Below are 23,995 nucleotides of genomic sequence, written 5' to 3'. Positions count from 1 at the left end.
TTGGTTAATGAAGAAGATGCGGGGACATGAAAAAGGCGTAACGGATAATAGGGCAAAGTAAAAACGCTTGGGTTTTCCAAGCGTTTTTTTGATGCTCAAGACGAACAGGAACTGCATGAAGAACAGCTGGAAGAGGAATCAGAACTGCCGTCATGAGAACTGTTATGATCACCATGACCGGCATGGCTGGATCCAGAGGAAACTGTGTTCGATTCATTCCCGAAAATATCTTTAAATTCGCTGTCAAAATCATCGGTGCTTGCATAAGTGAAATAGGCAGGAGCTGCGTAGTCCGTCTGGTCGTACGTTTTCCGCCAATTCAATTCTGTCATGGGGCGATTTTCTTTAAATTGGGAAGTGAAAGATTCAAAGGTCCGTTCCGCTTGTATACTTGTCGGGTTCCGCATATATTTCTCTTTTAACTGCTCCAGCTCCAACGTTTCAAAATCGCGGAGAAGCGTTTGCCCTTTATCATGTTTGAAAAATTTGCCCCATTTTTGAATGGAATGGGAGTCCACCGTAAATAGCTGTACATAGTAAAAGTCAAAAAGAGTGCGCTCTTCGGGTTTGAAAACAGGTTCTGAATGAGGATGGTGCTGAATGGTCCTACCGATGAAAGCCTGGCAAAACTCATCATATTCCTGTCTATATTTCAACATGATATGCCATAACTCATCGATGACTGAATTAAACATTTCAACTTTTCCAAACACTGCAGCCATAATCATATAGCGTTTCAATTCACGCCAAGCCTGATTGACCTTTATCTGTGAGTCCCGTGGATGCGTCAGTCGGAATTCAGCATTGACCTTTTCCATATAGCTGAAATCCAGTGCTTTATTAAGCTTTTCAATCAATGCTTCTGAAACGATTTCCGTTGCATGCAGATCTAAAGTTTCCGCATGGTATTTGCGGAATTCATTTTGATAGCGTTCTAATTTAGCCGGTTCACTTAGCCCTTTAAAGAAATTGACCAGGAAAACAGCAAAAATTGCCGCAAGAATGACATAAAAGAAGGTCATTTTTGTCCACTCCTCTTAATCTATGGATATATTACTTTAACATTATCTTACATGTTATTGGAAGGGATTGTAAGTTATTGTTTGGGATTTCGTGCAAAATGTTCCATTTGCGGAAATCGAGTAAGCTGGGAGGTTACATGCCAAAAACCCTGAATCCGGTTTCGTCCTTTCCTTGGCATTGAAGGGATTTTCAATCAAAGATCAAGCACTTCAAATAATGCCCCATATCTAGTATAGTTAGAGAGGAAAAGGGGTGAAGGCATGTACTTGACAGTAAAAGAGACTGCGGAATATTTATCAATGCCGGAATCTTATATAGAAAGTTTGATCGTTCAAAATAAAATTCGCACCGTTCATGATGGTGAGCAGCATTTGATTTTTAAAGAGCAGTTTAATATGCATCTTGAACAGATGGAGAAATATAAGAAGCAATTAGCGGATTATTATAACGAACGCATCCCCGAAGATATCGATGTGAAGGATGAAGATTAGCATCTGCCCATTTGGCAGATGTTTTTTCATGCAGAAATGGCTGTGAAATTAATGATCGAATTTTCGAAAAAGGTCTTAACTACATCTCCATCATGGGTCTTATTGATTATTCAAATAATTTTGTTGTCAATGGAAGGTAATTGTAGTAGAATCCCTCAATTACGTGTAAAATAAAAGGTAGAAGGAATTATCACGGCAGAATGGTAGTTAGGAGATAGGTAAGTGGTAAAAGAGTATTTGCAAAGCGAAGGTTTTTCAAGGTTAATTACATTAATTGTGTTAGTTCTCTTTTTAATAAGCATCGGCAGTATGGTTAATATCGTGTTATTCACATTTGTTTTCACTTTCCTGATGGGAAGGCTGGAGCAATTTATCATGATTCGGCTGAATAAAGTGGTGCATATCAACTCTAAGGTTGTTATAAGCTTTTTATATGCAGTCGTCATTTCTTGTTTAGCCATCGTTCTTTATAAATATCTACCGGTCATTACGCTACAATTCACGGAATTAGTGACACAAATCGTTTACTTCTTTCAACATCCACCAGATAGTAGGGTCATTCAATATGCCATTAATATAATGAACGAGCTGCGATCGCCGCTCGATCTTCAAACACAGATGAATACACTCTATCTTTATATATCCGATTTCGGTAAACTGGCATTTCAAATTTTCATTTCCATGTTGCTTAGTCTATTTTTCTTATTGGAAAAAGATAAAATCATTCGTTTCACTTCTAAATTCAAGCGGGCCAAATTCAAATCTTTCTTTATAAACTTAAGCCACTTTGGCGTCAAATTCATCAATTCATTCGGAAAGGTGATTGAGGTCCAGTTCTTGATAGCCATTACGAATGCTGTCCTATCTGTAACTTTCTTATGGATTCTTGGCTTCCCGCAATTACTCGGTCTAGGGATCATGATATTCTTCCTGGGTTTGATTCCGGTTGCAGGGGTCATCATCTCCCTCATTCCACTTAGCATGATTGCCTATAGCATCGGCGGCATGCCCAAAGTGATTGCTGTGTTAATCATGATTGTTGTGATCCATGCACTTGAAAGCTATATTTTAAATCCGAAATTCATGTCGGCAAAAACAAATCTTCCAACATTTTTCACCTTTATCATCCTATTGTTTTCCGAGCATTTCCTTGGGATATGGGGATTGATCATCGGAATACCGATCTTCATCTTCCTGTTGGATATGTTGGATATTGAAGAGGGGAATAAGGAAGTCCCATAATAATCATTTGAGCAGCGGCCACGCTAATATGGCCGCTGCTTATTTTTGTTCTATTAAACCTTTTGAAAGTTGGCACTATCTGTTTTCAATATAACATCCATTTATTCGAGAAAAAGGTAAAAGTCTGTATCTTTCCCCATTAGAGCATAGTTACGGTTCTGATTTACCAAGTTAATTGATTAAAATTTTATTTTACTAAAGTTGTTTATCGACTTTGTATTGCATAAAAAAACAAATAAACGTATAATATTCTTAAAAGAATATACTGAATGTTCTCTAAAGTTAGATTTATCTGTTTTTTTTTGAAAAAGAGAGTTTACGAGAGAGAAGAGGGGATTATTTTGAAAAAGGTTTCTTTTTTAGTGTTTGCCATGGTAGCTTCTTTGTTACTAGTCGTGACAGGATGCGGGAAGGATAAGGAAGTTTCGACAACTGGTAAAGAAGAAGAAGAGTCCAATGGGAAAACACTCAGAATCGTGACGGACGCCAACTATGCTCCATTTGAATATCTTGAAGGCGATAAGATTGTAGGATTCGATGTTGATTTCATCAATGCTGTTGCAAAAGAAGCGGGATATGAAGTTAAATTGGAAAGTGTTGGTTGGGATCCGATTTTTGTTGAAATCGAAGGTAAGAGAGCGGATGTCGCCATATCTGCGATTACAGTGAATGACGAAAGAAAACAATCTTATGACTTCTCGGTTCCGTATTTCTTATCCACAAACAAGATTCTCGTTCCTGAGAATAGCGATATAAAATCAGGAGATGAATTGAAAGGAAACGTCATTGCCGTTCAGACTGGTACCACAGGACAGGAAGCGGTAGAGAAACTCCTTGGAAAGAATCACAAGGATATCAAAAAATTCGAAAATAATAACCTGGCCATTCAGGAATTACTAAAAGGCGGAGCTTCGGCTGTCGTAGCTGATAATACGGTTGTTGAAGAATATGTGAAAAATAACCCCGATCAAAAACTGAAAGTCGTTGAAGATAGCAAAAGTTTCAATGAGGAGTTTTATGGTCTTATGTTCCCAAAAGGCAGTGAATTGAAATCGGAGTTCGATAAAGCCGTGAATGCAATTTATGAGAATGGGAAATATGCAGAAATTTATAAAGAGTGGTTTGGTACTGATCCAGATATTGAAACGTTGAAAGCACAACAATAAAAACAAATGGATAGTAAAAGATTGCGTAACTTTACGTGTGAAGTTACGCAGTTTTTTTGGTCTTAGGAGGGAAACAAAATGAGTTTTCGCTGGGATATTATTTTTGAATATGCTCCTTTCTTATTAAAAGGAACATTGCTTACTATAGGGCTGTCGGCTTCCTCCATCCTCATCGGAACCTTTTTGGGGCTATTGATCGGTTTAGGGAAAATCATGAGAAACAAAGTGCTTGCCTTTCCATTTTACTGTTATGTCACGGTTTTTCGCGGAACACCGCTTTTAGTTCAAATCTTTTTAATCCATTTTGGAATTGTGCCCTTTTTTACCGGGGAAACGAATGCAGTAACTGCCGGTGTCATTGCTTTATCTTTAAATGCAGCCGCATATATTGCCGAAATTTTCAGGGCGGGCATTCAATCCATCGATAAAGGGCAAATGGAAGGGGCGCGTTCATTGGGAATGACCCATATCCAAACAATGATACATGTTGTATTGCCTCAAGCTTTCAAACGAATGATTCCTCCGTTAGGAAATGAATTCATCGTATTATTGAAGGATTCATCCCTGCTTTGTGTCATTGCTGCCCCGGAATTGATGTATTGGGGAAAAGCGATGGGGAGTCAGTACTTTAAAGTGTGGGAGCCATACTTGGCGTGTGCCTTCATCTATCTATTCCTGACCCTCATTTTAAGTTTCGTATTAAATAGACTCGAAAGAAGGTTGAAAACAGAATGATCAAGGTGGAGAATCTAAAGAAGTCATTTGGCGAAAATGATGTATTGAAAAATATCAATGCAATCGTTTCCCCTCGGGAAGTAGTCGTGGTAATTGGTCCTTCTGGGTCGGGTAAATCCACTTTCCTCAGGTGTATCAATCAACTTGAAACGATAACGGGAGGCCATATTTTCATTGAAGGGCTTGATACGACAGACAAGAAGGTCAATATCAATAAAGTCCGGACGGAAGTTGGCATGGTATTTCAGCATTTTAACTTATTTCCACATAAGACTGTTCTTGAGAATATAATGCTTGCGCCTATAAAGGTCCGCAAGTTATCCAAAGAACAGGCTTCCGAAAGAGGGATGGAACTGCTTAAGAAAGTGGGACTTAGCGAGAAAGCGAACGCATATCCAGATTCATTATCGGGGGGACAAAAGCAACGCGTCGCAATTGCAAGGGCGTTAGCGATGGAACCCAAAATCATGCTATTCGACGAGCCAACTTCCGCACTAGATCCAGAAATGGTCGGTGAAGTCCTTGAGGTCATGAAGCAACTGGCTAAGGAAGGCATGACCATGGTAGTTGTGACCCATGAGATGGGGTTCGCAAAAGAAGTTGGAGATCGCGTGATTTTCATGGACGAAGGTTATATTATTGAAGAAAATATTCCTAGTGAGATTTTTAATAATCCCCAGCAGGAAAGAACTAAAGCCTTTTTGAGTAAAGTACTTTAATTACCGTAAAGAAAAAAACCTTCCATTAAGGAAGGTTTTTTTTCGGAGAATATCAGGGGGCTTCATTTGATGTATGAAGCGCCTAAAAGCGATTCAGGGCTTTTACCGAGCACAAGCATACTGATTTTGGCATATCCAATATTTTCATTTTGGGAGAAGGTCTGAAGTAATACCTGGATATTCGGATCATCCTTTAACTTTTGAACTTCCTCTATATATAATCCGATAACGGAGGGCATAACGAATTCAGGGGTGTATTCGTTAGGGTTTTCATCCATGATTAATGTGCCCATAAATTGATATTTAAATTGAAGAGCCCGTGTTAAGGCAACGACATGGAACAGTTTATTAAATAGTTCGGGGTATGAATATTTAATTTTCTCCAGAGCTGATTCTGTTGCCTGTAACTCATCGACACTAGATAAAGTGATCATGAATATCTCCTTTTAAGAATATATGGAATCCATCAGCATTTACCATGCTTTTTACTCATACTAGTCTACCCCCGCCGTAACGCATTGTAAAATGGTTAGATGTTATCATGTTCATAACCCAAATCTATGATAGTGCTTACATCAATCATGCCGAATCATTCAATACTTATGAGACAATGCTTCCTTCGTATATTTCAGCCATTCTTTTGCAGCGTATGAAAGATAGTGGTCCTTACTCCAAATAAATCCTAAATTCCAACTAATGGAGGGATTTTTAACCTTGATTGTCTTTACGCGCTCATCATGACGGCATAAACTTTCAGGTAATAGAGCAACGCCAAGTTTACAGTAAACCATTTCCTCAATAAAATCCCAGCGTGAGCTTTCCGTGACGATATGTGGAGAAAAACCAGCTTCATTACAGGACGAAATGATGAGATCTCGAAGGACGTAATCTTTATTGAATAAGATGAAAGATTCGTTTTCCAGGTCGGCCAAATCGATTTCTTCCCCATAAGCATGCGGATGGGAGGGGTGAACAATCAAGTTGATATCTTCTTCCAAAAAAGCAAAATGATGAAAAAGTGCGGTGTTGGTTGGCAGGACTATTACGCCTATATCAATTAAGTCATTTTGGACGGATTCTTCTATTTTCTTTGAACCATCCTCTACTAATTGAAAGGTAATATTGGGATAGTCCTCGTGAAAACGGCTAAGAATTCGGGGGAAGAAAGAAGCGTCGATGATCGGTGGCAGGCCGATGCGTATATGTCCCTTTTTTAAACCTAATAAATTGTCCATTTCCGTTTCTAAATTGTGAAAGGCCTTATCAATCAATTTTGCCTGCTCTAAGACAACCCTGCCTGCATCGGTCAAGATCAGTTGCTTACGTGAACGATCAAAAAGCTCAACACCTAGCTCGGTTTCCAGGTTTTTAATCATCTTGCTGATGGTCGGCTGAGTAATGAATAAATGGTCGGCAGCCCGAGTGAAGCTATTGAAATTGGTTACCTCTATAAAGTATTGCAAATGTTTAATATCCATTGCGTCACCTGTTATCCTTGTTTAAAATTAGTTTCATTTTACCCGTAAACGGAAGTGTTTGTAAAACATGATAAGTTTTGATAGAGTTCATGCACGGATAAATAAACTGGATTCCAAAGGGGAACCCAGCTTATGAAAGGTGGCAAGAATATCTGGCTAAAATTTTATTTGACCAATAAGACGGGCACTGGGGAATGTTGAACGATATAGTGGCTTACGCTGCCCAGGAATTCCTTGAAACCACTCAAACCGCGACTGCCCATGATGATAAGGTCACAATTCTGGGATTTTGCATGTTCCAATAAAGTCGTGATGGCTGAACCCTCTACGACAAATGTCTGGGATGAATTCGGGATTTCGGATAAAAGCCCTTCCGCTTTTTTAATCACTTCGTTGCCATACTTGAGCATGGATTCTTCAATTTCCTGAAAGGCATTGCCATATATATTTGGTTTGATTGGCAGCGTTACAGCGTGAAGCACCTGGATTTCGATAGCGGGATCTAGCTTTGCTAATTCAATCGCTTTTTCTAAAGATTTAAGTGCCAATTCAGATTCATCATAAGCAACTAATATTTTTGAACATAGCATTGATCGATCAGTCCCTTCTTTTAAAGAATATACCCCTAGTATATCAATTTAAATCTTTCATGCAGTTTCATATATTATAAATTTTGTGAATATTTATTGAAGTTTACGTTAACGTCAATGTTAAAATAAAGGTAATTAATCCCTTTGCAAAGTGTGGTTTTAGCATGTACACCATTTCTGAGTTAGCAAAAGAATTCGGATTGACGACAAGGACCCTCCGATATTATGAGGAACTGGGTATGCTTAGGCCAAAGCGTACCGAAACGGGAAAAAGAGTTTATGGAAAGAAAGAATATGCACAGCTCAAAATCATAATGCGCGGTAAGAAGTATGGTTTTTCGTTAGTGGAAATAAAGGATATAGTCCTTTTATTCGATAAGGATAGGACAGGCATAAAGCAATTGGAAAAAACGATTGAAACTGCAGGACAGAAGTTAAACGAAATAAATGAACGCATTAAAGAGCTGGATGGGTTGAAGCAGGATTTTGAACAGGTAATAAAAGGCTTTACCGAAACCCTTCATGACTTGAAAGTGAACGATAAAACAGGCAAGCGGTGAAATTAATCTTGAAAATAGGTTTTGATGATAGTGAAAGATGAATATATATTCTAGAAACAAATGGGGTGAGGATTTGGAAATTCAAGAAACCATTGCAGTAGTGACAGGCGGGGCTTCAGGTCTGGGAGCCGCGACAGTAAGAAACATCATTAAAAAAGGTGGAAAAGCGGTCATATTTGACCTCTCGGAAGAAAATGGCGCTAAAATGGCTCAGGAATTGGGAGATTCAGTCCTGTTTATTAAAGCGGATGTAACTAGTGAAGAAAGCGTAGAGGTAGCATTGGATGAAGGAATAAAAAAATTCGGAAGCATCAATACGGTCATCAATTGTGCAGGCATTGCGATTGCCGAGAAGGTCATAGGCAGAAAAGGTATACATGAATTGAAAGCGTTCTCAAATGTCGTGCAAATCAATTTGGTCGGTACGTTTAACGTTATCCGGCTTGCGGCGAAAAAAATGGTCGAAAATGAACCGAACCAAGAGGGGGAGCGTGGGGTCATTATCAATACAGCTTCGGTAGCTGCCTTTGAAGGACAAATCGGACAAGCTGCATATAGTGCCTCTAAGGGAGGGATTGTTGGTATGACTCTGCCGATCGCTAGGGAGCTTGCCACCAAAGGGATACGTGTCGTATCGATTGCACCCGGTCTATTCCACACTCCGATGTTCGATTCATTACCTGAAGAAGCGAGGACGTCATTAGGTAAAACCGTGCCATTCCCATCAAGGCTCGGGTATCCCGAAGAGTACGCTAAACTAACGGAAAGCATCATAACGAATCCGATGTTGAATGGGGAAACCATCAGACTTGATGGGGCCATTAGAATGTCACCCAGGTAAGTTGTTAATTCTTTCAGGGCAATCCATTGTAAATCTAGAAAAAGAGCCTCCGACAAAGAAATGGAGAGGAGAAAAAACAGATGAAGCATCCATACTTAAGTGAAGATCATGAAATTTTCCGTAAGTCATTCCGAAAGTTCTTAGAGAAAGAAGCAGTTCCCCACTATGAACGATGGGAAGAAGAGAGGATAATTCCCAGGTCATTTTGGGTGAAAATGGGGGAACAGGGTTTTTTATGTCCAGACCTTGAAGAAGATTATGGGGGTTCCGGGGTAGATTGGGGCTTTGCGGTCATAATTAATGAGGAGTTGGAAAGAGTCGGTTCTGGTTTCATTGGTTTCGGACTTCACAGTGACATCACCGTTCCGTATATTTGCGCATACGGAAATGAGTCGCAGAAACAGCGCTGGCTTCCTAAATGCACGACAGGGGAAATCATTACTGCAATTGCCATGACAGAGCCTGGCACAGGTTCTGATTTGGCCAATATTAAAACGACTGCTATTTTGGATGGAGATCATTACATATTAAAAGGCCAAAAGACTTTCATCACAAATGGCATTCATTCGGACTTGGTCATCGTTGCCTGTAAAACGGATCCAAGTGCCGTTCCGAAACATAAAGGTGTAAGCTTAGTCGTGGTCGAAAGGGATACACCCGGGTTTTCCAGGGGGCGAAAACTGAAGAAACTTGGCCTGCACAGTCAGGATACAGCAGAACTCATCTTCGAGGATTGCCGTGTTCCAAAGGAAAACTTGCTTGGTGAAGAAGGCAAGGGGTTTACTTACTTAATGGAAAAACTGCAGCAGGAACGCCTTGTGGTGGCAATTTGTGCTCAAACCGCATCTGAGGATATGCTGGCCGATACGATTGAGTACGTGAAGAGCAGGGAAGCGTTCGGAAAATCCGTAAGTCAGTTTCAAAATACTCAATTCAAAATCGCGGAAATGGCAACGGAAATAAAAATGGGGCGTGCCTTCCTAGATCAATTGATCGCCAAACATATGGCTGGTGAACAAGTTGTAACGGAAGTGTCGATGGCAAAATGGCGTTTGACGGAGACTGCCAGAAAAATATCCATTGAATGCATGCAGCTCCATGGCGGCTATGGGTATATGGAGGAATACAAGATTGCCAGAAGGTATCGGGATGTTCCGGTAGCAAGCATCTATGCCGGGACAAATGAAATCATGAAGAAAATCATCGCTAAGAATCTGGGCCTATAATAACAGGATGAGAAGGGAAGAGAGTATATGCGGGAAGTGGTTATTGTTGAAGGGATTCGCACGCCGGTAGGCAGAAGGAACGGTGTCTTGAAAGACGTTCGCCCTGATGATCTGGCAGGGGAAGTATTGAAGAAGCTGATTGAAAAGGCGGGTATCGATCCGGCTATTGTCGATGATGTCATTTTAGGTTGTGTTTCACAGTTGGGCGAACAGGCCGGTGATATAGCAAGGGTTGCTGCACTGATTGCCGGATTTCCGATTGAAGTGCCGGGAACGACGATTGACCGTCAATGCGGATCTAGTCAGCAGGCAGTCCATTTCGCTTCCCAGGCCATCTTGTCGGGTGATATGGATGTGGTAGTGGCCGGTGGAGTGGAAAACATGTCACGAGTTCCCATGGGGTCCAATTATCAAGGTGCTGTAACAAGCCAAAAGTATATGGACTTGCATGAGGTGATCAACCAAGGTTTATCAGCTGAGAGAATCGCGGATAAGTGGGGAATAACACGTGAAGATTGTGATCAGTTTTCCGTTGAGAGTCATGCCAAGGCAATACGTGCTCAAAAAGAAGGGCATTTTAACCGTGAAATGATATCAGTAACGGGTACTGATAAAGAAGGAAATCAAATCGAAGTTACGGAAGATCAAGGACCAAGGGGTGGAACTACGCTTGAAGTACTTGCTGGATTGAAACCGGTTTTTCAAAAAGGCGGTTTAATCCATGCAGGGAACTCAAGTCAGATCAGTGACGGTGCTGCCGCTTTATTATTGATGGAACGCAGGAAAGCCGAAGAACTTGGATTGAAACCGCGCTTTAAAGTGCATACACGGGTTGTTGTCGGGTCAGATCCCACCCTGATGCTTACGGGACCGATTCCCGCCACCCAAAAAGCTTTGGAAAAAGCAGGTCTTACAATTGATGATATCGATATCTTTGAAGTGAATGAGGCTTTCGCTCCTGTACCGCTTGCCTGGCTAAAAGAAACGGGGGCAGACCCCAAGAAGCTGAATCCAAATGGCGGGGCGATTGCCTTGGGTCATCCTCTTGGCGGCAGCGGGGCCCGATTGATGGTGTCGATGATCCATGAGTTAGAAAGGACGGGCGGCCGTTATGGGCTGCAAACAATGTGTGAAGGCCACGGCATGGCGAATGCCACCATCATTGAAAGATTGGACTGAAGCTGGACTATCCATTTATGAACATTCGTAATTCACACGAAAGTATAAGCTGAAAAAGGGATGAAGCCGACCATCGGCAGGCTTTGCCTGAGCTCTTCCTGTTGATGGTGGTTACTTGAGGAGGAAAATGATATGTCAGTAACGATTAAAAATATCTTTGATCAGACGGTTCAGAAATTCCCCATTAAAGAGGCTATCTACGACGTGAGAAGAAATATCCGCTATACTTACATTCAATGGAATGAACAGGTGAATAGGTTGGCGGCGGCCCTTCAGGCGGAAGGGGTGCGAAAAGGGGACAGGGTCTCTACGTACCTTTACAATAATGAAGAGCTTGCAACAGCATTCTTTGCCTGTGCAAAAATCGGTGCAATCTTTAATCCAATCAACTTCCGTTTAATGCCGGAAGAGTTGGCCTTCATCTTGAACGAAGCTGCTCCAAAGGTCGTTTTATTCGAACACGAATTGGAAACGAACGTTGCCGCGGTTGAAAAGCGATTTCCGGAAACGGCCTTCTGGTATATTGATGATGATGTGCCTGGGTATGCCAAAGGTTACCGTCAGAAAATGGCCAGTATCTCATCAAAGCCAGATGAAGTGGACGTTCACGAAGATGATATCTATGCAATCATGTATACGAGCGGGACAACCGGACGTCCTAAAGGGGTCATTCACCTTCATAAAGACATGGTCAAACACGCCGAGATTTTAATAGAGGCCATGAAGTACGAACGCTCTGATATCGGCTTGATTACTGCACCGATGTTTCATTGTGCTGAATTGCACTGTTCCTTTTTACCTCGCGTACAGGTCGGTGCCGCAAATGTCATATTACATCAATTTAATCCCAAAAAGGTCATGGAACTGATTGAATCCGAGGGGATCACCAAGTTTTTTGCTGCACCTACGATGTGGAACATGCTCATCCAGGAAAACTTGGAAGAGTATAAATTCCAGAGTTTGAAGCTAGGGCTTTATGGTGCAGCCCCGATGGCTCCATCACTTGTTCGTGCCTGTAAGGAAAAACTCGGCATCCAGTTCATCCAAGCTTATGGAATGACTGAAATGGGTCCCGCCATCACTCTTTTATTGGAGGAAGATCAAATAAGGAAAGCAGGTTCTGCCGGCAAAGCATGTTCCGATCATGAAATCATCATTGCCCGTCCGAATGACGAAGGGCCATCGGATCCCGAGGATATGCTGGAACCTGGAGAAACAGGGGAAATCCTTGTGAAGGGTCCGTGTATCATGCAGGGTTACTTTCAAAAAGATAAAGAGACCGAAAAGGCGCTCTACAAAGGCTGGTACCATTCCGGTGACATCGGTTTCCTAGATGAAGATGGATATCTGTGGGTCAAGGACCGGGTGGACGACATGATTATTTCTGGAGGGGAAAATATTTATCCACGTGAAGTGGAAGATACACTATATGAGCATCAAGGAGTTCTCGACTGTGCAGTTCTTGGTCAGCCAGATGATCAATGGGGGGAAATAGTGACGGCCTTCATCGTAGCCAAAGACCCTTCGCTAGCGGAAACCGATTTAGAAACTTGGTGTAAGAACAGTAATACACTGGCGAACTATAAACGTCCAAGAAGATATATCTTCTGTAATGAGCTGCCTCGCAATGCAAGTGGGAAGATACAAAAATTCTTGCTTCGTAAACAATTGGAAGAAAATGTTGATGGCAAAAGTTTAGGGAACCTTCTTTAATGCCGGGGTCAACTAACAAGTTAGGTTTGGAAAAGTCATTTAGAATTGCTTGGCATGCGATAATCCCTAGAAGGAAGAAAATTAATAAAGAACGTAACAGATATAGATGAATTATTAAATAAATAATAATCCTGTGGAACAAATCAAGGAGAGAGAATAGTTATCCACAGTAAAAATACAGCATGGTTAGTGAAACATACCCTTTATCCACATAATCCACAGGGTTATCCAGAAATAACATTATTTTCATGTTAGTATGGAGAATAATTGCACCTATTTCTTGTCAGTATTTTCTGAATATATCCACAATATACACAGGGCTGTGGATAAGCTATATAAATAAAGAAATTATAAGGGGCTGATTTACAGCCCCTTGCTTTTGTTTCTCCTGCTTATAAGCGGCGATTATGAGCACGGCGGTCAGCCGCATTTGCCCGGGCTTGTGCCTCGATGTCTTTCTGGTCAGCCAGTTCTGAAGAATATTCAACGTCAAGTCCGTCACTTTTCAGGTTTTGAGGAACCTGAGGAAGTTTCTGTTTGTTATTATCTCGATTATGGTGTATGTTATTGCGTCCCATGTTAGCGCCCCCTAGAATAAAAAATAAGCTGGAGATGAATTCATTGTCATCTCCAGCTTATTTTGTGTTGAGTGGCTGTTCAAAATGTACGGGAAAAAACTCCAAACTTAACGACGGGATTTCTTTTCGGTATATCCACCGGCTCGATCTGCTTTTTTAAATTCGCGAGCATAAAGAATCGCTTGTGTACTAGTTAAGTTACTTTTCTCTTTATCGTGTTTTTTGAGCAATTAGATCATCTCCATTTCACTTAATATCCCTATTTTTTCCTAAAATGAACCTTTCATACGTGAGAATCTTCTTTTAAGATATTTTGTAAGGCTTCTTTAAGGGTTGGAAAGGAGAAGGTGTATCCTTCCTCTTTAAGTTTAGTGGGAAGGACATTTTGTCCTTCAAGTACCAGTATGCTCATTTCCCCCAGAAGTTTCTTGAGGAAGAAGGGAGGTACGGGTAACCAATGGGGCCGGTGCAGGACAGCTCCTATCGTTTTCCCGAATGTATCCATTTGAACGGGGTTCGGTGCCGTAAAATTGACTGGACCTTCTATCCGCTGATCGTTCATGCAAAAGATGATTGCACGGACCACGTCATGGATATGAATCCAGGAAAGCCACTGATTCCCTTTGCCCATCTTTCCTCCGCCAAGAAGTTTATAGGGGAGGACCATCATTGGCAGTGCGCCATCTTTTTCTCCGAGAATCACTCCGAATCTTGTTAGGATCAACCTTTTACTGTAAGAACGTGATTTAGCTGCTTCCTTTTCCCATAGTTGAACAGTACGGGCCAAGAAATCATCACCAATGGATTCAGAGGTTTCGGTAAAGGTCTCAACGTCCGAAATACCATAATATCCGATTGCACTTGCATTGATGATGACGGACACTTTATCGGGCAGAATGGAAATGATCCGGTTCATCTCTTTGGAAGCTTCGACCCTGCTTTCGACAATCCGGCGTTTTCGTTCAGGTGTCCAACGCCCGCTGTTCAGAGATTCACCAGCAAGGTTAATGAATACATCGAGCCCCGCCAAGTGCTTTTCTGGCTTTGCCTCCTTGGTTAACCAGCCGATATATGTCAAATTAGTCTGTTTTTCAAATTTTTCGGGATGACGGGTCAAAATATATATATCATGATTTTCTTTTGATAATTCATCAATAAGGGCTGTGCCGACAAAACCGCTTCCACCAGCAATGGCTATTTTCACGAAAACCACTTCCTTTCCCTTTCTTTCCTTCACTTTAACATGCCCATGTTCTTTTTTCATTTTTAGACATGCTATATATAGAAATGGTAAACGTAAAGGGGTAAAGTAGGGGTGGGGGTGGATTTATGCCAAACATAACAAAAGTAACAACCCAAAAGAAACGTAAAGATCGTTATAACATTTTCGTTGACGAAAAATATGCCTTCAGTGTAGACGAAGAAGTGCTATTGAAATTTCATTTGAAAAAGGGTATGGACCTTGATGACCTGCTTTTGGCTGAAATACAATTCCATGATGAAATCCAAAAGGCATTTACCGATGCACTTAATTATTTATCATACCGGATGCGCTCCGAATCGGAAATTCACCTTTATTTAAAAAAGAAGGAAACGGAAGAGCCGATCATTAAGGAAGCGATACATAAACTATACAGCTTTAACTATTTAGACGACCTTGAATTTGCCAAGGCTTACGTAAGGACCCATGTGAATGGAGGCAATAAAGGGCCCACTACCCTTAAGCTCGAGCTTAAGGAAAAAGGGGTGCAAGAAAAGTGGGTTGTCGAGGCATTGAAGGAATACCCCTATGATATTCAAATTGAACATGCAAGGAAACTTGCTGGAAAAGCGGTCAAAAAGGAAAAAAACATTTCCGAACGAGCTTTAAGGCTGAAAGTTGAACAAACCTTGTTACGGAAAGGATTCCCTAGAGATGTCATCCATGAAGCACTTGAAGATGTGACGGTTGAAAAGGATGAAGATGAACAATGGGATTCTCTCTGCCACCATGCAGAAAAAATGCAGCGCCGATATAAAAACCATGAAGGCTTCGAATATGAACAAAAAATGAAGCAGGCATTATACCGAAAAGGTTTTCCAATAGAATTGATTGAGCGTTATCTCTCCAATCCAGATGGAGAATAAGTGCATCAATAGCCAAATCACAAAAATTTGTTTAATATAGAAGTAAATTAATATTTCATTTAAGGAGCATATATATGAGCGACGTAAGATACAGCAAGTTGTCCGCCTATGAACTACAACAGGAAATTGCAGCGTTGACTGAAAAAGCGAGAAAAGCAGAGCAATTGGGAATGGTTAATGAATTTTCAGTATTGGAACGAAAAGTGACGATGGCCAAGGCCTATCTGTTAAATCCGGATGATTTCAAAAAAGGTGAAATATATCAAATTGACGGAGATCCCGGTGTTTATTTCAAAATTGATTATATGAACGGCGTATTCGCCTGGGGTTACCGCTTAGGTGGAAGCGGTAAGGAAGAAGCACTCCCGATTTCAATGTTGAAATAAAAAGGAACCGGGGAAGACCCGATTCCTTCTGATAAACCTTTTAATTCGATCGCTCGTTTGATGCTTTCATTCTTTCTTGAGGGTGTGTATTAATACTGCCATCTGCACGCTTTGAAGCATATCTTGCCTGTGCACGAGGCTCGCCATGGAATTTATTATTGTTTTGGTTTGGGAATCCTTTTTGTTTATTTCGCAAAATTTTTCTCCTCCAAGCATCAGATTAAAGAAAGAAGCGTTTCCGCTTACCATTAGTATGGGTATGGGACAGTATAGTTCATTCTGTAAAAATATTGGCAATGAGGTGGTTCTAATGAATGATTACCATGAAAGATTAACCAAGATACTGCTTGAGAAAAACGAACACATCACGTATGAGCAAGCTTTGACTTGGGTGGAATTATTATGGGGAGATTTCGAAGCGACCTATGCAAAGGCTGGGCATGAGTATGCCGGAGAAGAAATGACATCGCGCGTTGTAAGGACCTGGATTGATAACTACGGTGAGCAATTCCACGAATTCATTGCAAAGAACCCTAAATATCAACAGTTATTAAATCAGCAGAATAGAGTGCATTAAAAAAGCTGATTCCAGAGGGGTTCCCTGGAATCAGCTCTTTTTCAATATGCAGCGACTACAAAATAATATTTAACTTCTTCTGCAGTTTCGCTTCGCTAAAGATCCAGCCGGTATAAGAATTCAAGATATTTAATTCGCTGTCTAAATGGACCACTGCCACAAACGGGTAATATCCATTGCTGCGGTATCTTAAATCGATAAAACGGACTTCATAATATTCTTTTATCTGTTCGATTTCAAAGCGGTAAACCGGAGAAAAGGATAGAAAGGCTGCCAAGTTGATATCCTTCTTGGCGGCTTCGAGAATTTCACTTTCAGGCAATGGCACTCGATCGAACTTATCTAGAATCGTCACATACCCATTATCGGCCCGTGCCACATAATAATTCTTTTCGGTAATCACCGCAATTTTCCAGCGGTGAAAACGCATGGTCGGTGATAAAAGAATTTTCCTTGCTCCAGGAATTTGCTGTTTGACCACTCTTTTTATAAAAGCTTGTTCCCTGAATCTGGAAATATAATAAATGACGAGTATTCCGTAAATGGAAAGAAATAAATAGCCTGGAGGAAATCCAAAGCCCCATAATATCAGGCCGGCAACATGTATTCCAAAAATGAACGGGTCAAATGTATTGATGACCCCTAAAGCTACCCATTTTGACGAAATCGGCCTAAGAGCCTGAGTCCCATAAGCATTGAATATATCCACGAATACATGAAGGAATACGGCTAAAAAGGTCCAAAGCCAAAGATGAAGGTAATTTGCTTCAGGTATGATGGCGAAAAGTGCTCCGCTGATAATCAAGGGCCAAAGTAAAACAGCGGGAATGGAATGCGTGATTCCACGGTGGTTTCGTATATATACAGCGTTATTCCTTAATTTTAAAACGGTGTCAATGTCTGGAGCTTGTGATCCCAATATCGTACCTGCTATGACTGCACTTGCAGTGACTGGGCTCTGCGCAATGACAGGATCTAATGTGGCAAGACCTCCAAGAGCAATTCCCATGACAAAGTGAGTACCTGTATCCAAAAATCTAACCTCCCTGCCACAATTTGAAAAAAATGGTCTTCTCTCATCATACCGTATTTATATATTAACCATCAAATGAATATAATTTTACTTTTTTCCGTGCCCTGTTACAAATAAATGAATATGAACATGATATTAAAAAAAGAATGACCTACTATAGGTATTCCCATTTTTGATAAGAGTGTAACATCTTTGGAGGAACTGATTTGAAAGAAATAATAATACCGACAATTGAAAAAATAAAAATTGATGAATTTCAAAAAGATTTGGTTTCCTGGTTTCTCGAAGAACAAAGAGAATTGCCATGGAGGGAAAATAAGGATCCGTACCGTGTTTGGGTTTCTGAAATAATGCTGCAGCAAACGAGAGTGGACACGGTGATTCCTTATTTTAACCGGTTTGTGGAATGGTTCCCAACACTCGAGGATTTTGCCAATGCCGATGAAGAGAAAATCCTAAAAGCATGGGAAGGGCTGGGATATTACTCACGTGTAAGGAATCTGCATAGTGCCGTTCAGGAAGTGAAGGCATCCTATAATGGGATTGTACCGGATGATCCGGAGGAAATTTCCAAATTGAAAGGTGTCGGCCCTTATACAGCTGGTGCTATTCTTAGTATCGCATATGGCAAGCCGGAACCAGCCGTTGATGGAAACGTCATGCGTGTTTTATCAAGGATATTGATGATATATGAAGACATAGCAAAGCCAAAGACAAGGAAAACATTCGAAGCTGCCGTCAGAAAGCTGATCGATCATGAACATACCTCTGCCTTCAATCAAGCCTTGATGGAACTTGGAGCATTAATCTGCACACCAGGTAAGCCTGCCTGCCTATTATGTCCCGTTCAAAGTCATTGTCTATCATTTGAAGCAGGGGTTCAGTCGGAATTGCCGGTAAAAATCCAAAAGAAAAAAACGCGGGATGTACCAATTGTGGCTGCCGTTTTAACGAATGATAAAGGTGAATTTTTAATTCACAAGCGAGTATCAGAAGGATTGCTAGCTAATCTTTGGGAATATCTGAACTTCGAAAACCATTCATCCCTTTTGCATAAGAGGGAATTCTTCGAGAGTCGGTTTCAGGAAATGTATGGTGTCAAACCAGAAATCACTGAATCACTTGTGAGAATTGAACATGTTTTCTCACATCTCGTTTGGAAAGTGGACACGTATATCGGAGTGGTCAAAGAAGCCATCAGTGAAGAGGTACTAAGAGAACAGCAACTTAAGTGGGTGAGTAAAGCTGAGATGGAGGAATTGGCATTTCCGGTTTCCCACCAAAAAATGATGAAGGCGTATAAAGAAAAAGAACGTATTGAATAAAGTTTTTTTTGCCTCTATGGTAATATAAGGGTAATGGGGGCGTGGGAATGAGGATAGTCATTCAAGCATTCATGGGTTCAATCATCATACATGCTTTATATTTTGGGAGTGCGATAATGGTTGGATCTATAAAAACAAGCCGATATAAACCGGACATTGTAAATGCGTGGGAACAAGCAGGAGCACTTCAGAGTGAAACAGTATTCGGTAAGGTAATTTCACCTTCTTTATATTCGTTAACATTTTTGGGTACAGCCCTAATTTGCGCAATGGCTATAACGTCTTATAATAAAATCGTGATTAAAAAAAGGCGCTAGTGATATTTGGTATATGCATAAAAGAGGATATCCGCTAAGATATCCTCTTCCTTTTGTTGATTTTTAAAGCCATATCCGTATAAAATCAATCGTAAATGGTTTTCGTTCCATGAGTATAATCGGCTTCCTGCCTATTAATTCCGCCTCTATTTTCAATTTCTTTGACGATTTCGCTGTGGATACTCTGTCCTTCTTGGTTTAAATAAGGTACCATTTGTTGAAGGGAGTGATGAAAATAGGCTAGTTCACTATTTTCCCAATCCGATTTTTTCATCATCGACAACTCTGTCATATCACGTCCAACATACATAACAGTAACACTCCTTAGAAAAAATGATTTTTATTACTCGGTGTTTACTCAGAAAGGATGAATAAACGAATGGAACAAAAAGTGGCACTCGTTACAGGTAGCAGTAAAGGTTTAGGCAGAAGCACGGCAATAAGGCTTGCAGAGGAAGGTTACGACCTCGTTATTAATTATGCCCGGAGCAAGTCGAAAGCATTAGAAGTGGCAGCCGAAATTGAAGCGTTGGGGCGAAAAGCCCTTGTAGTTAAGGCAAATGTCGGTGACGTTGCGAAAGTGAAAAGCATGTTCGAGGAAATCGATGCTTATTATGGACGTTTGGATATCTTCATCAATAATGCGGCCTCAGGAGTGCAACGTCCGTTGATGGAGCTGGAGGAATCCCATTGGAACTGGACCATGGACATCAATACAAAAGCCCTCCTTTTCTGCGCACAGGAAGCGGCGAAGTTAATGGAGAGGAACGGCGGAGGGAAAATCGTCAGCATCAGTTCACTAGGATCCATTCGCTATTTGAAAAATTATACAGCTGTTGGAGTTTCCAAAGCTGCGCTTGAAGCCCTGACAAGATATTTAGCGGTCGAATTGGCTGCAAAAAATATTTGTGTCAATGCCGTTTCAGGCGGTGTGATCGATACGGATGCCCTGAAGTCTTTCCCGAATCGGGATGAAATGCTTGCTGAGGCGGCAGAACAGACTCCGGCTGGACGGATGGTCGAGGTGGAAGATATGGTGAATACCATCCTGTTTTTAATTTCCGATGGAGCTAGTATGATTCGTGGACAAACCGTAATAGTTGATGGGGGCATTTCATTGCTTGTTTAATATAACTGGAAAAATTTAAATGTTTTTAGTTGGATAACACTCCTGGATAATGGTTATCTTATTATCGTGGAGGTGATATCAATGGCTAATAACAAAAATAAAACACAAGCAGGTACAAACGCTCAACAAGTGAGACAGCAAAACGCGCAATCTCAGCAAGGACAAGGCCAATTCGGAACAGAGTTTGCTTCTGAAACTAACGTTCAACAAGTGAGACAACAAAACGCGCAATCTCAGCAAAAGAAAGGTCAAGGTCAAGCACAAGGCCAATACGGTACAGAGTTTGCTTCTGAAACTAACGTTCAAGAAGTGAAACAACAAAACCAAAAATCTCAAAGCAATAAAAGCCAAGGCTAATTGGCGATGAAAAGCATCCTTCTTTTGAAGGGTGCTTTTTTTTGCCTTCCATTGGATTCGACAAATGTTTCGTTGTGTTTACATTTTATGTCAAAGGAAAAAACGGATAAAAATAGAATATACATACTATAGAAAAAATACAGATTAGGAAGGTGCATTCATGAAGGAATTTAACCGGCTTATAGACAACCAGTTGAAAACGATGGATAAGCTTTTACTTTTACAATCCGAAATCGAAAGATGCCAAGATATAGAGAAGCAACTCCTTGCCCTGGAAGAGGAGATTGAAGCAGTCACCATTCAGGAAGAGATTCAACTCAAAAAGCAGGAATTGAAAAGTATCCATGATATGTTCGAGAAACAAACGGAAGAAGTCATCCGTTATTTTCAGCAAGGACAGGCTGCTATACGATAAATAACCGGCTAATTTCTAAGTTAAAATGGGTGGATGGTCAGACTTTTTCGACTTATTTACACATTTTCACTGGGAGATTAGCCACTTTTGTTTTAAATTTATGAATAAATCGCTATAATATAGGAATATAGGGTAAATGGAAAAAAGTATATATTTTAAATACACACAATAACTGCAAACGGAATAGGGCACAGTACGCTGTCAGGGTGTCTATAGAAAGTAGGGAGAGATAAATGGGGATTGTTCCTGCCGAAGGAGGAAAAATCCAAATCCATAGCTATAAACATAATGGACATATCCATCGTATCTGGGAAGAGACAACCGTTTTAAAAGGGACCCAAAATCTGGTGATAGCAGCGAATGACCGTACTATGGTAACGGAATCAGATGGAAGGACCTGGATTACGAGAGAGCCGGCGATTTGCTATTTTCATTCAAAGTATTGGTTTAATGTTATTGGTATGTTGAGAGAGGACGGAGTTTATTATTATTGCAATATCAGTTCGCCGTTCACATACGAATCGGGAGCATTGAAATACATTGATTATGACCTGGACATTAAAGTATTCCCAGATATGACGTTTAATTTGCTGGATGAGGATGAATATGAAAGGCATCGGAAAGAAATGAATTACCCGGATGCCATCGATTCAATATTGAAACAGAACGTAGACTATTTGATTTATATGATACGCCAGCGAAAAGGACCATTCTCCGCAGAGTTTATTGATAGTTGGTATGAACGCTTTTTAACCTATCGATGATAGAAAAGGCCTGCTGCTTAATTGGCAGGCTTTTTCATTGTGATTCAATCTTTCAAGAAAGCAGGAACGATTAATAACTTTAAATCCTTGCCTCCTATAAATTGTATGAATGTTAGTGAATGAAATCCTTTTGATAGTTAATCATCGAAAAGGAAAATATAATTGAATGGTGCATATAAGATTCCAAATTGACTGTTATGGACTTTTTTTATCATTTGGATTTAATGATTCAGAAAAGGAGGGATTCCGTGGGGAGCATTAAGAGATATTTGCAATTCGTCAAACCATATAAATGGCAGATAATCGGAACGGTACTGATTGGATTGCTAAAGTTCGCGATTCCGCTTTTGCTTCCATTGCTCAGTAAGTATATAGTGGATGACATCATCGGAAATGGTGACCTGTCCAAAGCCGTGAAATCCGAACGCCTTTTATGGGCAATGGCTATCATGATATTCATTTTCGTTGCAGTTAGACCGCCGATTGAGTATTACCGTCAATATTTTGCTCAATGGACCGGAACGAAAATCTTATATGATATTCGTAATGATTTATTTACTCATATACAGAAACTGAGTTTTAAATATTATTCCAATACAAGGGTGGGCGAGGTCATTTCAAGGATGATCACGGATGTGGAACAAACGAAGAACTTTGTCATCACGGGTCTGATGAACCTTTGGCTCGATATCGCAACGATCATCATAGTGATAGTCATCATGTTTACGATGGACGTGAAGTTAACCATTGTATCCATCATCATGCTTCCATTTTATGCATTTTCGATCAAGCATTTCTTTGGCAAGCTGAGAACCTATACAAGGATTCGGTCCCAAGCGTTAGCGGATGTACAGAGTCACCTTCATGAACGGGTCTCAGGGATGTCAGTCATCAAAAGCTTTGCGATAGAAGACAGGGAACAGGAATTGTTTGCGAAGCAGAACAAGAATTTCCTCGATAAGGCCCTAAAGCATACTAGCTGGAATGCTAAGTCATTTGCTGTCGTGAATACGATCACGGATATTGCCCCCCTGCTCGTGATAGGCTTTGCCGGTTATCAGGTCATTCATGAACAATTGTCATTGGGTACCATGGTTGCTTTCGTCGGTTTCATAGACCGGTTATATAATCCCCTCAGACGTTTAGTTAACTCTTCGACGACAATGACCCAGACATTGGCGTCCATGGACAGGGTTTTTGAGTTTGTGGATGAGAAGTATGATATCGATGACGAACCAGGGGCGAAAGAGCTGAAGCATGTGGATGGCCGAATAACCTTTCAGGATGTATCGTTTGCTTATGACGAGAAAGAGGCACCAGTTTTGAAACATATAAATTTGGATGTTAAACCAGGGGAAACCATTGCACTTGTTGGGATGAGCGGCGGCGGGAAATCCTCGATTGTCAGTTTGATTTCCCGTTTCTATGATGTGACGGAGGGAAGGGTATTATTGGATGGGACGGATATCCGTAAATATCAAGTCCGCAGCCTAAGAGATAAAATAGGAATGGTTCTACAGGATAATATCTTATTTAGTGAATCGGTTAAGGCCAACATCCTTATGGGACGGCCTGATGCAAGTGATGAAGAAGTAGTTGAAGCGGCAAAGGCGGCGAATGCCCATGACTTCATCATGGGTCTAAAAGAAGGGTATGAAACGAAAGTCGGGGAGCGGGGAGTTAAATTATCCGGAGGCCAAAAGCAACGGGTGGCCATTGCGAGGGTATTTTTGAAAAACCCGCCAATCCTTGTTCTCGACGAAGCCACATCCGCATTGGATTTGGAAAGTGAACACTATATCCAGGAGGCGCTGGATATTTTGGCGAAAAATCGGACCACCATCATTGTGGCACATCGGTTATCAACCATCACCCATGCCGATCGGATCGTTCATATCGATAATGGGGAAATCACGGAAATGGGAACACACGAAGAACTTATGAAAAGGCAAGGGCATTACTACAACCTATTTCAAGTACAACAATTGGATTCTTAAGGGAAAAGGAAAATAATATACAAAAGA

30 protein-coding genes are annotated in these 23,995 nt (G+C 40.9%); 20 read left to right on the top strand and 10 right to left on the bottom strand.

Annotated features, from left to right (window positions below):
* Positions 1–95 precede the first annotated feature (95 nt).
* Entirely contained in the window at positions 96–1,022 is a 927-nt protein-coding gene (locus tag BS1321_RS08935; RefSeq protein ID WP_063234799.1) for a glycine-rich domain-containing protein, read from the bottom strand.
* Positions 1,023–1,283: 261 nt separating this feature from the next.
* Between BS1321_RS08935 and BS1321_RS08930 the strand changes: the two genes are divergently transcribed.
* The 5 genes from BS1321_RS08930 (at position 1,284) to BS1321_RS08910 (ending at position 5,376) form a co-directional block, all read left to right on the top strand.
* A complete protein-coding gene (locus BS1321_RS08930; RefSeq protein WP_063234800.1) occupies positions 1,284–1,514 on the top strand; it encodes an excisionase family DNA-binding protein in 231 nt (76 codons plus the stop codon).
* Positions 1,515–1,736: 222 nt separating this feature from the next.
* Positions 1,737–2,756: an AI-2E family transporter gene (locus tag BS1321_RS08925; protein ID WP_063234801.1), complete on the top strand. Its 1,020-nt coding sequence runs from the start codon at positions 1,737–1,739 to the stop codon at positions 2,754–2,756.
* Positions 2,757–3,097: 341 nt separating this feature from the next.
* Positions 3,098–3,922, top strand: a complete 825-nt coding sequence (locus tag BS1321_RS08920) for a basic amino acid ABC transporter substrate-binding protein (protein ID WP_063234802.1) — start codon at positions 3,098–3,100, stop codon at positions 3,920–3,922.
* 78 nt (positions 3,923–4,000) lie between these two features.
* Entirely contained in the window at positions 4,001–4,657 is a 657-nt protein-coding gene (locus tag BS1321_RS08915; RefSeq protein ID WP_063234803.1) for an amino acid ABC transporter permease, read from the top strand.
* Positions 4,654–5,376: an amino acid ABC transporter ATP-binding protein gene (locus tag BS1321_RS08910; RefSeq protein WP_063234804.1), complete on the top strand. Its 723-nt coding sequence runs from the start codon at positions 4,654–4,656 to the stop codon at positions 5,374–5,376. Before BS1321_RS08915 ends, BS1321_RS08910 begins: the two co-directional genes overlap by 4 nt.
* Positions 5,377–5,438: 62 nt before the next feature.
* Here the strand turns inward: BS1321_RS08910 and BS1321_RS08905 are convergent, their stop codons facing one another.
* The 3 genes from BS1321_RS08905 to BS1321_RS08895 all read right to left on the bottom strand — a co-directional run bounded on the left by BS1321_RS08905 (position 5,439) and on the right by BS1321_RS08895 (position 7,444).
* Positions 5,439–5,810: a hypothetical protein gene (locus BS1321_RS08905; RefSeq protein WP_063234805.1), complete on the bottom strand. Its 372-nt coding sequence runs from the start codon at positions 5,808–5,810 to the stop codon at positions 5,439–5,441.
* A gap of 159 nt (positions 5,811–5,969) precedes the next feature.
* Positions 5,970–6,854 carry a cidABC operon transcriptional activator CidR gene (gene cidR, locus BS1321_RS08900; protein WP_063234806.1) on the bottom strand — a complete coding sequence of 295 codons (885 nt, stop codon included), beginning with the start codon at positions 6,852–6,854 and terminating at the stop codon, positions 5,970–5,972.
* 164 nt (positions 6,855–7,018) lie between these two features.
* A complete protein-coding gene (locus BS1321_RS08895) occupies positions 7,019–7,444 on the bottom strand; it encodes a universal stress protein (RefSeq protein ID WP_063234807.1) in 426 nt (141 codons plus the stop codon).
* Positions 7,445–7,608: 164 nt separating this feature from the next.
* Between BS1321_RS08895 and BS1321_RS08890 the strand changes: the two genes are divergently transcribed.
* The 5 genes from BS1321_RS08890 (at position 7,609) to BS1321_RS08870 (ending at position 12,963) form a co-directional block, all read left to right on the top strand.
* A complete protein-coding gene (locus BS1321_RS08890; RefSeq protein WP_063234808.1) occupies positions 7,609–8,004 on the top strand; it encodes a MerR family transcriptional regulator in 396 nt (131 codons plus the stop codon).
* A 73-nt stretch (positions 8,005–8,077) separates the two neighbouring features.
* Positions 8,078–8,845 (top strand): 3-hydroxyacyl-CoA dehydrogenase, encoded by a 768-nt coding sequence (locus BS1321_RS08885; RefSeq protein WP_063234809.1) that lies wholly within the window; start codon positions 8,078–8,080, stop codon positions 8,843–8,845.
* A gap of 80 nt (positions 8,846–8,925) precedes the next feature.
* Positions 8,926–10,071, top strand: a complete 1,146-nt coding sequence (locus tag BS1321_RS08880; RefSeq protein ID WP_063234810.1) for an acyl-CoA dehydrogenase family protein — start codon at positions 8,926–8,928, stop codon at positions 10,069–10,071.
* A gap of 27 nt (positions 10,072–10,098) precedes the next feature.
* Complete coding sequence (locus BS1321_RS08875; protein ID WP_063234811.1) at positions 10,099–11,250, top strand: thiolase family protein; 1,152 nt, start codon at positions 10,099–10,101, stop codon at positions 11,248–11,250.
* 132 nt (positions 11,251–11,382) lie between these two features.
* Complete coding sequence (locus tag BS1321_RS08870) at positions 11,383–12,963, top strand: fatty acid--CoA ligase (protein WP_063234812.1); 1,581 nt, start codon at positions 11,383–11,385, stop codon at positions 12,961–12,963.
* A 392-nt stretch (positions 12,964–13,355) separates the two neighbouring features.
* Here the strand turns inward: BS1321_RS08870 and BS1321_RS08865 are convergent, their stop codons facing one another.
* The 3 genes from BS1321_RS08865 to BS1321_RS08855 form a co-directional block, all read right to left on the bottom strand.
* Positions 13,356–13,541, bottom strand: coding sequence for a YfhD family protein (locus BS1321_RS08865; protein WP_063234813.1), 186 nt, complete (start codon positions 13,539–13,541; stop codon positions 13,356–13,358).
* 107 nt (positions 13,542–13,648) lie between these two features.
* Complete coding sequence (locus BS1321_RS08860) at positions 13,649–13,771, bottom strand: YfhE family protein (protein WP_081088510.1); 123 nt, start codon at positions 13,769–13,771, stop codon at positions 13,649–13,651.
* A gap of 53 nt (positions 13,772–13,824) precedes the next feature.
* Positions 13,825–14,745 (bottom strand): TIGR01777 family oxidoreductase, encoded by a 921-nt coding sequence (locus tag BS1321_RS08855; protein ID WP_063234850.1) that lies wholly within the window; start codon positions 14,743–14,745, stop codon positions 13,825–13,827.
* Between the two features lie 125 nt (positions 14,746–14,870).
* Here BS1321_RS08855 and recX point away from each other — a divergent pair, with 125 nt between their 5' ends.
* Both recX and BS1321_RS08845 read left to right on the top strand, forming a co-directional pair.
* A complete protein-coding gene (recX, locus tag BS1321_RS08850) occupies positions 14,871–15,668 on the top strand; it encodes a recombination regulator RecX (protein ID WP_063234814.1) in 798 nt (265 codons plus the stop codon).
* Between the two features lie 74 nt (positions 15,669–15,742).
* Positions 15,743–16,054, top strand: a complete 312-nt coding sequence (locus BS1321_RS08845; RefSeq protein ID WP_063234815.1) for a YfhH family protein — start codon at positions 15,743–15,745, stop codon at positions 16,052–16,054.
* A 40-nt stretch (positions 16,055–16,094) separates the two neighbouring features.
* Here the strand turns inward: BS1321_RS08845 and BS1321_RS08840 are convergent, their stop codons facing one another.
* Positions 16,095–16,250, bottom strand: coding sequence for a small, acid-soluble spore protein K (locus tag BS1321_RS08840; RefSeq protein ID WP_081113014.1), 156 nt, complete (start codon positions 16,248–16,250; stop codon positions 16,095–16,097).
* 114 nt (positions 16,251–16,364) lie between these two features.
* Between BS1321_RS08840 and BS1321_RS08835 the strand changes: the two genes are divergently transcribed.
* The gene (locus tag BS1321_RS08835; protein ID WP_063234851.1) at positions 16,365–16,631 is read left to right on the top strand and encodes a YfhJ family protein; all 267 of its coding nucleotides are present in this window, start codon (positions 16,365–16,367) and stop codon (positions 16,629–16,631) included.
* A 55-nt stretch (positions 16,632–16,686) separates the two neighbouring features.
* Here BS1321_RS08835 and BS1321_RS08830 read toward each other — a convergent pair whose 3' ends face one another.
* A complete protein-coding gene (locus BS1321_RS08830; protein ID WP_063234816.1) occupies positions 16,687–17,664 on the bottom strand; it encodes a metal-dependent hydrolase in 978 nt (325 codons plus the stop codon).
* A gap of 206 nt (positions 17,665–17,870) precedes the next feature.
* On the opposite strand from BS1321_RS08830, the gene mutY reads away from it, so the two are divergent.
* Both mutY and BS1321_RS08820 read left to right on the top strand, forming a co-directional pair.
* Positions 17,871–18,989 (top strand): A/G-specific adenine glycosylase, encoded by a 1,119-nt coding sequence (gene mutY, locus BS1321_RS08825; RefSeq protein ID WP_063234817.1) that lies wholly within the window; start codon positions 17,871–17,873, stop codon positions 18,987–18,989.
* A 47-nt stretch (positions 18,990–19,036) separates the two neighbouring features.
* On the top strand, positions 19,037–19,306 hold the full coding sequence (locus BS1321_RS08820; protein ID WP_063234818.1) for a hypothetical protein: 270 nt from the start codon (positions 19,037–19,039) through the stop codon (positions 19,304–19,306).
* 85 nt (positions 19,307–19,391) lie between these two features.
* Here the strand turns inward: BS1321_RS08820 and BS1321_RS08815 are convergent, their stop codons facing one another.
* Positions 19,392–19,616, bottom strand: a complete 225-nt coding sequence (locus tag BS1321_RS08815; RefSeq protein ID WP_063234819.1) for a hypothetical protein — start codon at positions 19,614–19,616, stop codon at positions 19,392–19,394.
* A gap of 69 nt (positions 19,617–19,685) precedes the next feature.
* On the opposite strand from BS1321_RS08815, the gene fabL reads away from it, so the two are divergent.
* The 5 genes from fabL (at position 19,686) to BS1321_RS08790 (ending at position 23,968) form a co-directional block, all read left to right on the top strand.
* The gene (gene fabL / locus BS1321_RS08810; protein ID WP_063234820.1) at positions 19,686–20,435 is read left to right on the top strand and encodes an enoyl-[acyl-carrier-protein] reductase FabL; all 750 of its coding nucleotides are present in this window, start codon (positions 19,686–19,688) and stop codon (positions 20,433–20,435) included.
* 81 nt (positions 20,436–20,516) lie between these two features.
* Entirely contained in the window at positions 20,517–20,792 is a 276-nt protein-coding gene (locus BS1321_RS08805; RefSeq protein WP_063234821.1) for a gamma-type small acid-soluble spore protein, read from the top strand.
* 160 nt (positions 20,793–20,952) lie between these two features.
* A complete protein-coding gene (locus BS1321_RS08800) occupies positions 20,953–21,207 on the top strand; it encodes a YgaB family protein (protein WP_063234822.1) in 255 nt (84 codons plus the stop codon).
* Positions 21,208–21,440: 233 nt separating this feature from the next.
* A complete protein-coding gene (ntdP, locus tag BS1321_RS08795; protein ID WP_063234823.1) occupies positions 21,441–21,971 on the top strand; it encodes a nucleoside tri-diphosphate phosphatase in 531 nt (176 codons plus the stop codon).
* A gap of 248 nt (positions 21,972–22,219) precedes the next feature.
* Positions 22,220–23,968: an ABC transporter ATP-binding protein gene (locus BS1321_RS08790; RefSeq protein ID WP_063234824.1), complete on the top strand. Its 1,749-nt coding sequence runs from the start codon at positions 22,220–22,222 to the stop codon at positions 23,966–23,968.
* Positions 23,969–23,995: the final 27 nt, after the last annotated feature.

It is taken from the genome of Peribacillus simplex NBRC 15720 = DSM 1321 (genome assembly GCF_002243645.1).
Taxonomy (GTDB): Bacteria; Bacillota; Bacilli; order Bacillales; family DSM-1321; genus Peribacillus; species Peribacillus simplex.
This window is presented reverse-complemented; position numbering and strand designations above follow the sequence as displayed.

What these genes read in the sequence shown, in the direction of transcription:
- BS1321_RS08895 (WP_063234807.1), bottom strand. Translation starts at nt 7,444, where the DNA reads ATGCTATGTTCAAAAATATTAGTTGCTTATGATGAATCTGAATTGGCA.
- BS1321_RS08910 (WP_063234804.1), top strand. Translation starts at nt 4,654, where the DNA reads ATGATCAAGGTGGAGAATCTAAAGAAGTCATTTGGCGAAAATGATGTA.
- BS1321_RS08875 (WP_063234811.1), top strand. Translation starts at nt 10,099, where the DNA reads ATGCGGGAAGTGGTTATTGTTGAAGGGATTCGCACGCCGGTAGGCAGA.
- BS1321_RS08815 (WP_063234819.1), bottom strand. Translation starts at nt 19,616, where the DNA reads ATGTATGTTGGACGTGATATGACAGAGTTGTCGATGATGAAAAAATCG.
- BS1321_RS08890 (WP_063234808.1), top strand. Translation starts at nt 7,609, where the DNA reads ATGTACACCATTTCTGAGTTAGCAAAAGAATTCGGATTGACGACAAGG.
- BS1321_RS08915 (WP_063234803.1), top strand. Translation starts at nt 4,001, where the DNA reads ATGAGTTTTCGCTGGGATATTATTTTTGAATATGCTCCTTTCTTATTA.
- BS1321_RS08845 (WP_063234815.1), top strand. Translation starts at nt 15,743, where the DNA reads ATGAGCGACGTAAGATACAGCAAGTTGTCCGCCTATGAACTACAACAG.
- fabL (WP_063234820.1), top strand. Translation starts at nt 19,686, where the DNA reads ATGGAACAAAAAGTGGCACTCGTTACAGGTAGCAGTAAAGGTTTAGGC.
- BS1321_RS08935 (WP_063234799.1), bottom strand. Translation starts at nt 1,022, where the DNA reads ATGACCTTCTTTTATGTCATTCTTGCGGCAATTTTTGCTGTTTTCCTG.
- recX (WP_063234814.1), top strand. Translation starts at nt 14,871, where the DNA reads ATGCCAAACATAACAAAAGTAACAACCCAAAAGAAACGTAAAGATCGT.
- BS1321_RS08905 (WP_063234805.1), bottom strand. Translation starts at nt 5,810, where the DNA reads ATGATCACTTTATCTAGTGTCGATGAGTTACAGGCAACAGAATCAGCT.
- BS1321_RS08800 (WP_063234822.1), top strand. Translation starts at nt 20,953, where the DNA reads ATGAAGGAATTTAACCGGCTTATAGACAACCAGTTGAAAACGATGGAT.
- BS1321_RS08880 (WP_063234810.1), top strand. Translation starts at nt 8,926, where the DNA reads ATGAAGCATCCATACTTAAGTGAAGATCATGAAATTTTCCGTAAGTCA.
- BS1321_RS08870 (WP_063234812.1), top strand. Translation starts at nt 11,383, where the DNA reads ATGTCAGTAACGATTAAAAATATCTTTGATCAGACGGTTCAGAAATTC.
- BS1321_RS08820 (WP_063234818.1), top strand. Translation starts at nt 19,037, where the DNA reads ATGAGGATAGTCATTCAAGCATTCATGGGTTCAATCATCATACATGCT.
- BS1321_RS08930 (WP_063234800.1), top strand. Translation starts at nt 1,284, where the DNA reads ATGTACTTGACAGTAAAAGAGACTGCGGAATATTTATCAATGCCGGAA.
- ntdP (WP_063234823.1), top strand. Translation starts at nt 21,441, where the DNA reads ATGGGGATTGTTCCTGCCGAAGGAGGAAAAATCCAAATCCATAGCTAT.
- BS1321_RS08835 (WP_063234851.1), top strand. Translation starts at nt 16,365, where the DNA reads ATGAATGATTACCATGAAAGATTAACCAAGATACTGCTTGAGAAAAAC.
- cidR (WP_063234806.1), bottom strand. Translation starts at nt 6,854, where the DNA reads ATGGATATTAAACATTTGCAATACTTTATAGAGGTAACCAATTTCAAT.
- BS1321_RS08865 (WP_063234813.1), bottom strand. Translation starts at nt 13,541, where the DNA reads ATGGGACGCAATAACATACACCATAATCGAGATAATAACAAACAGAAA.
- BS1321_RS08805 (WP_063234821.1), top strand. Translation starts at nt 20,517, where the DNA reads ATGGCTAATAACAAAAATAAAACACAAGCAGGTACAAACGCTCAACAA.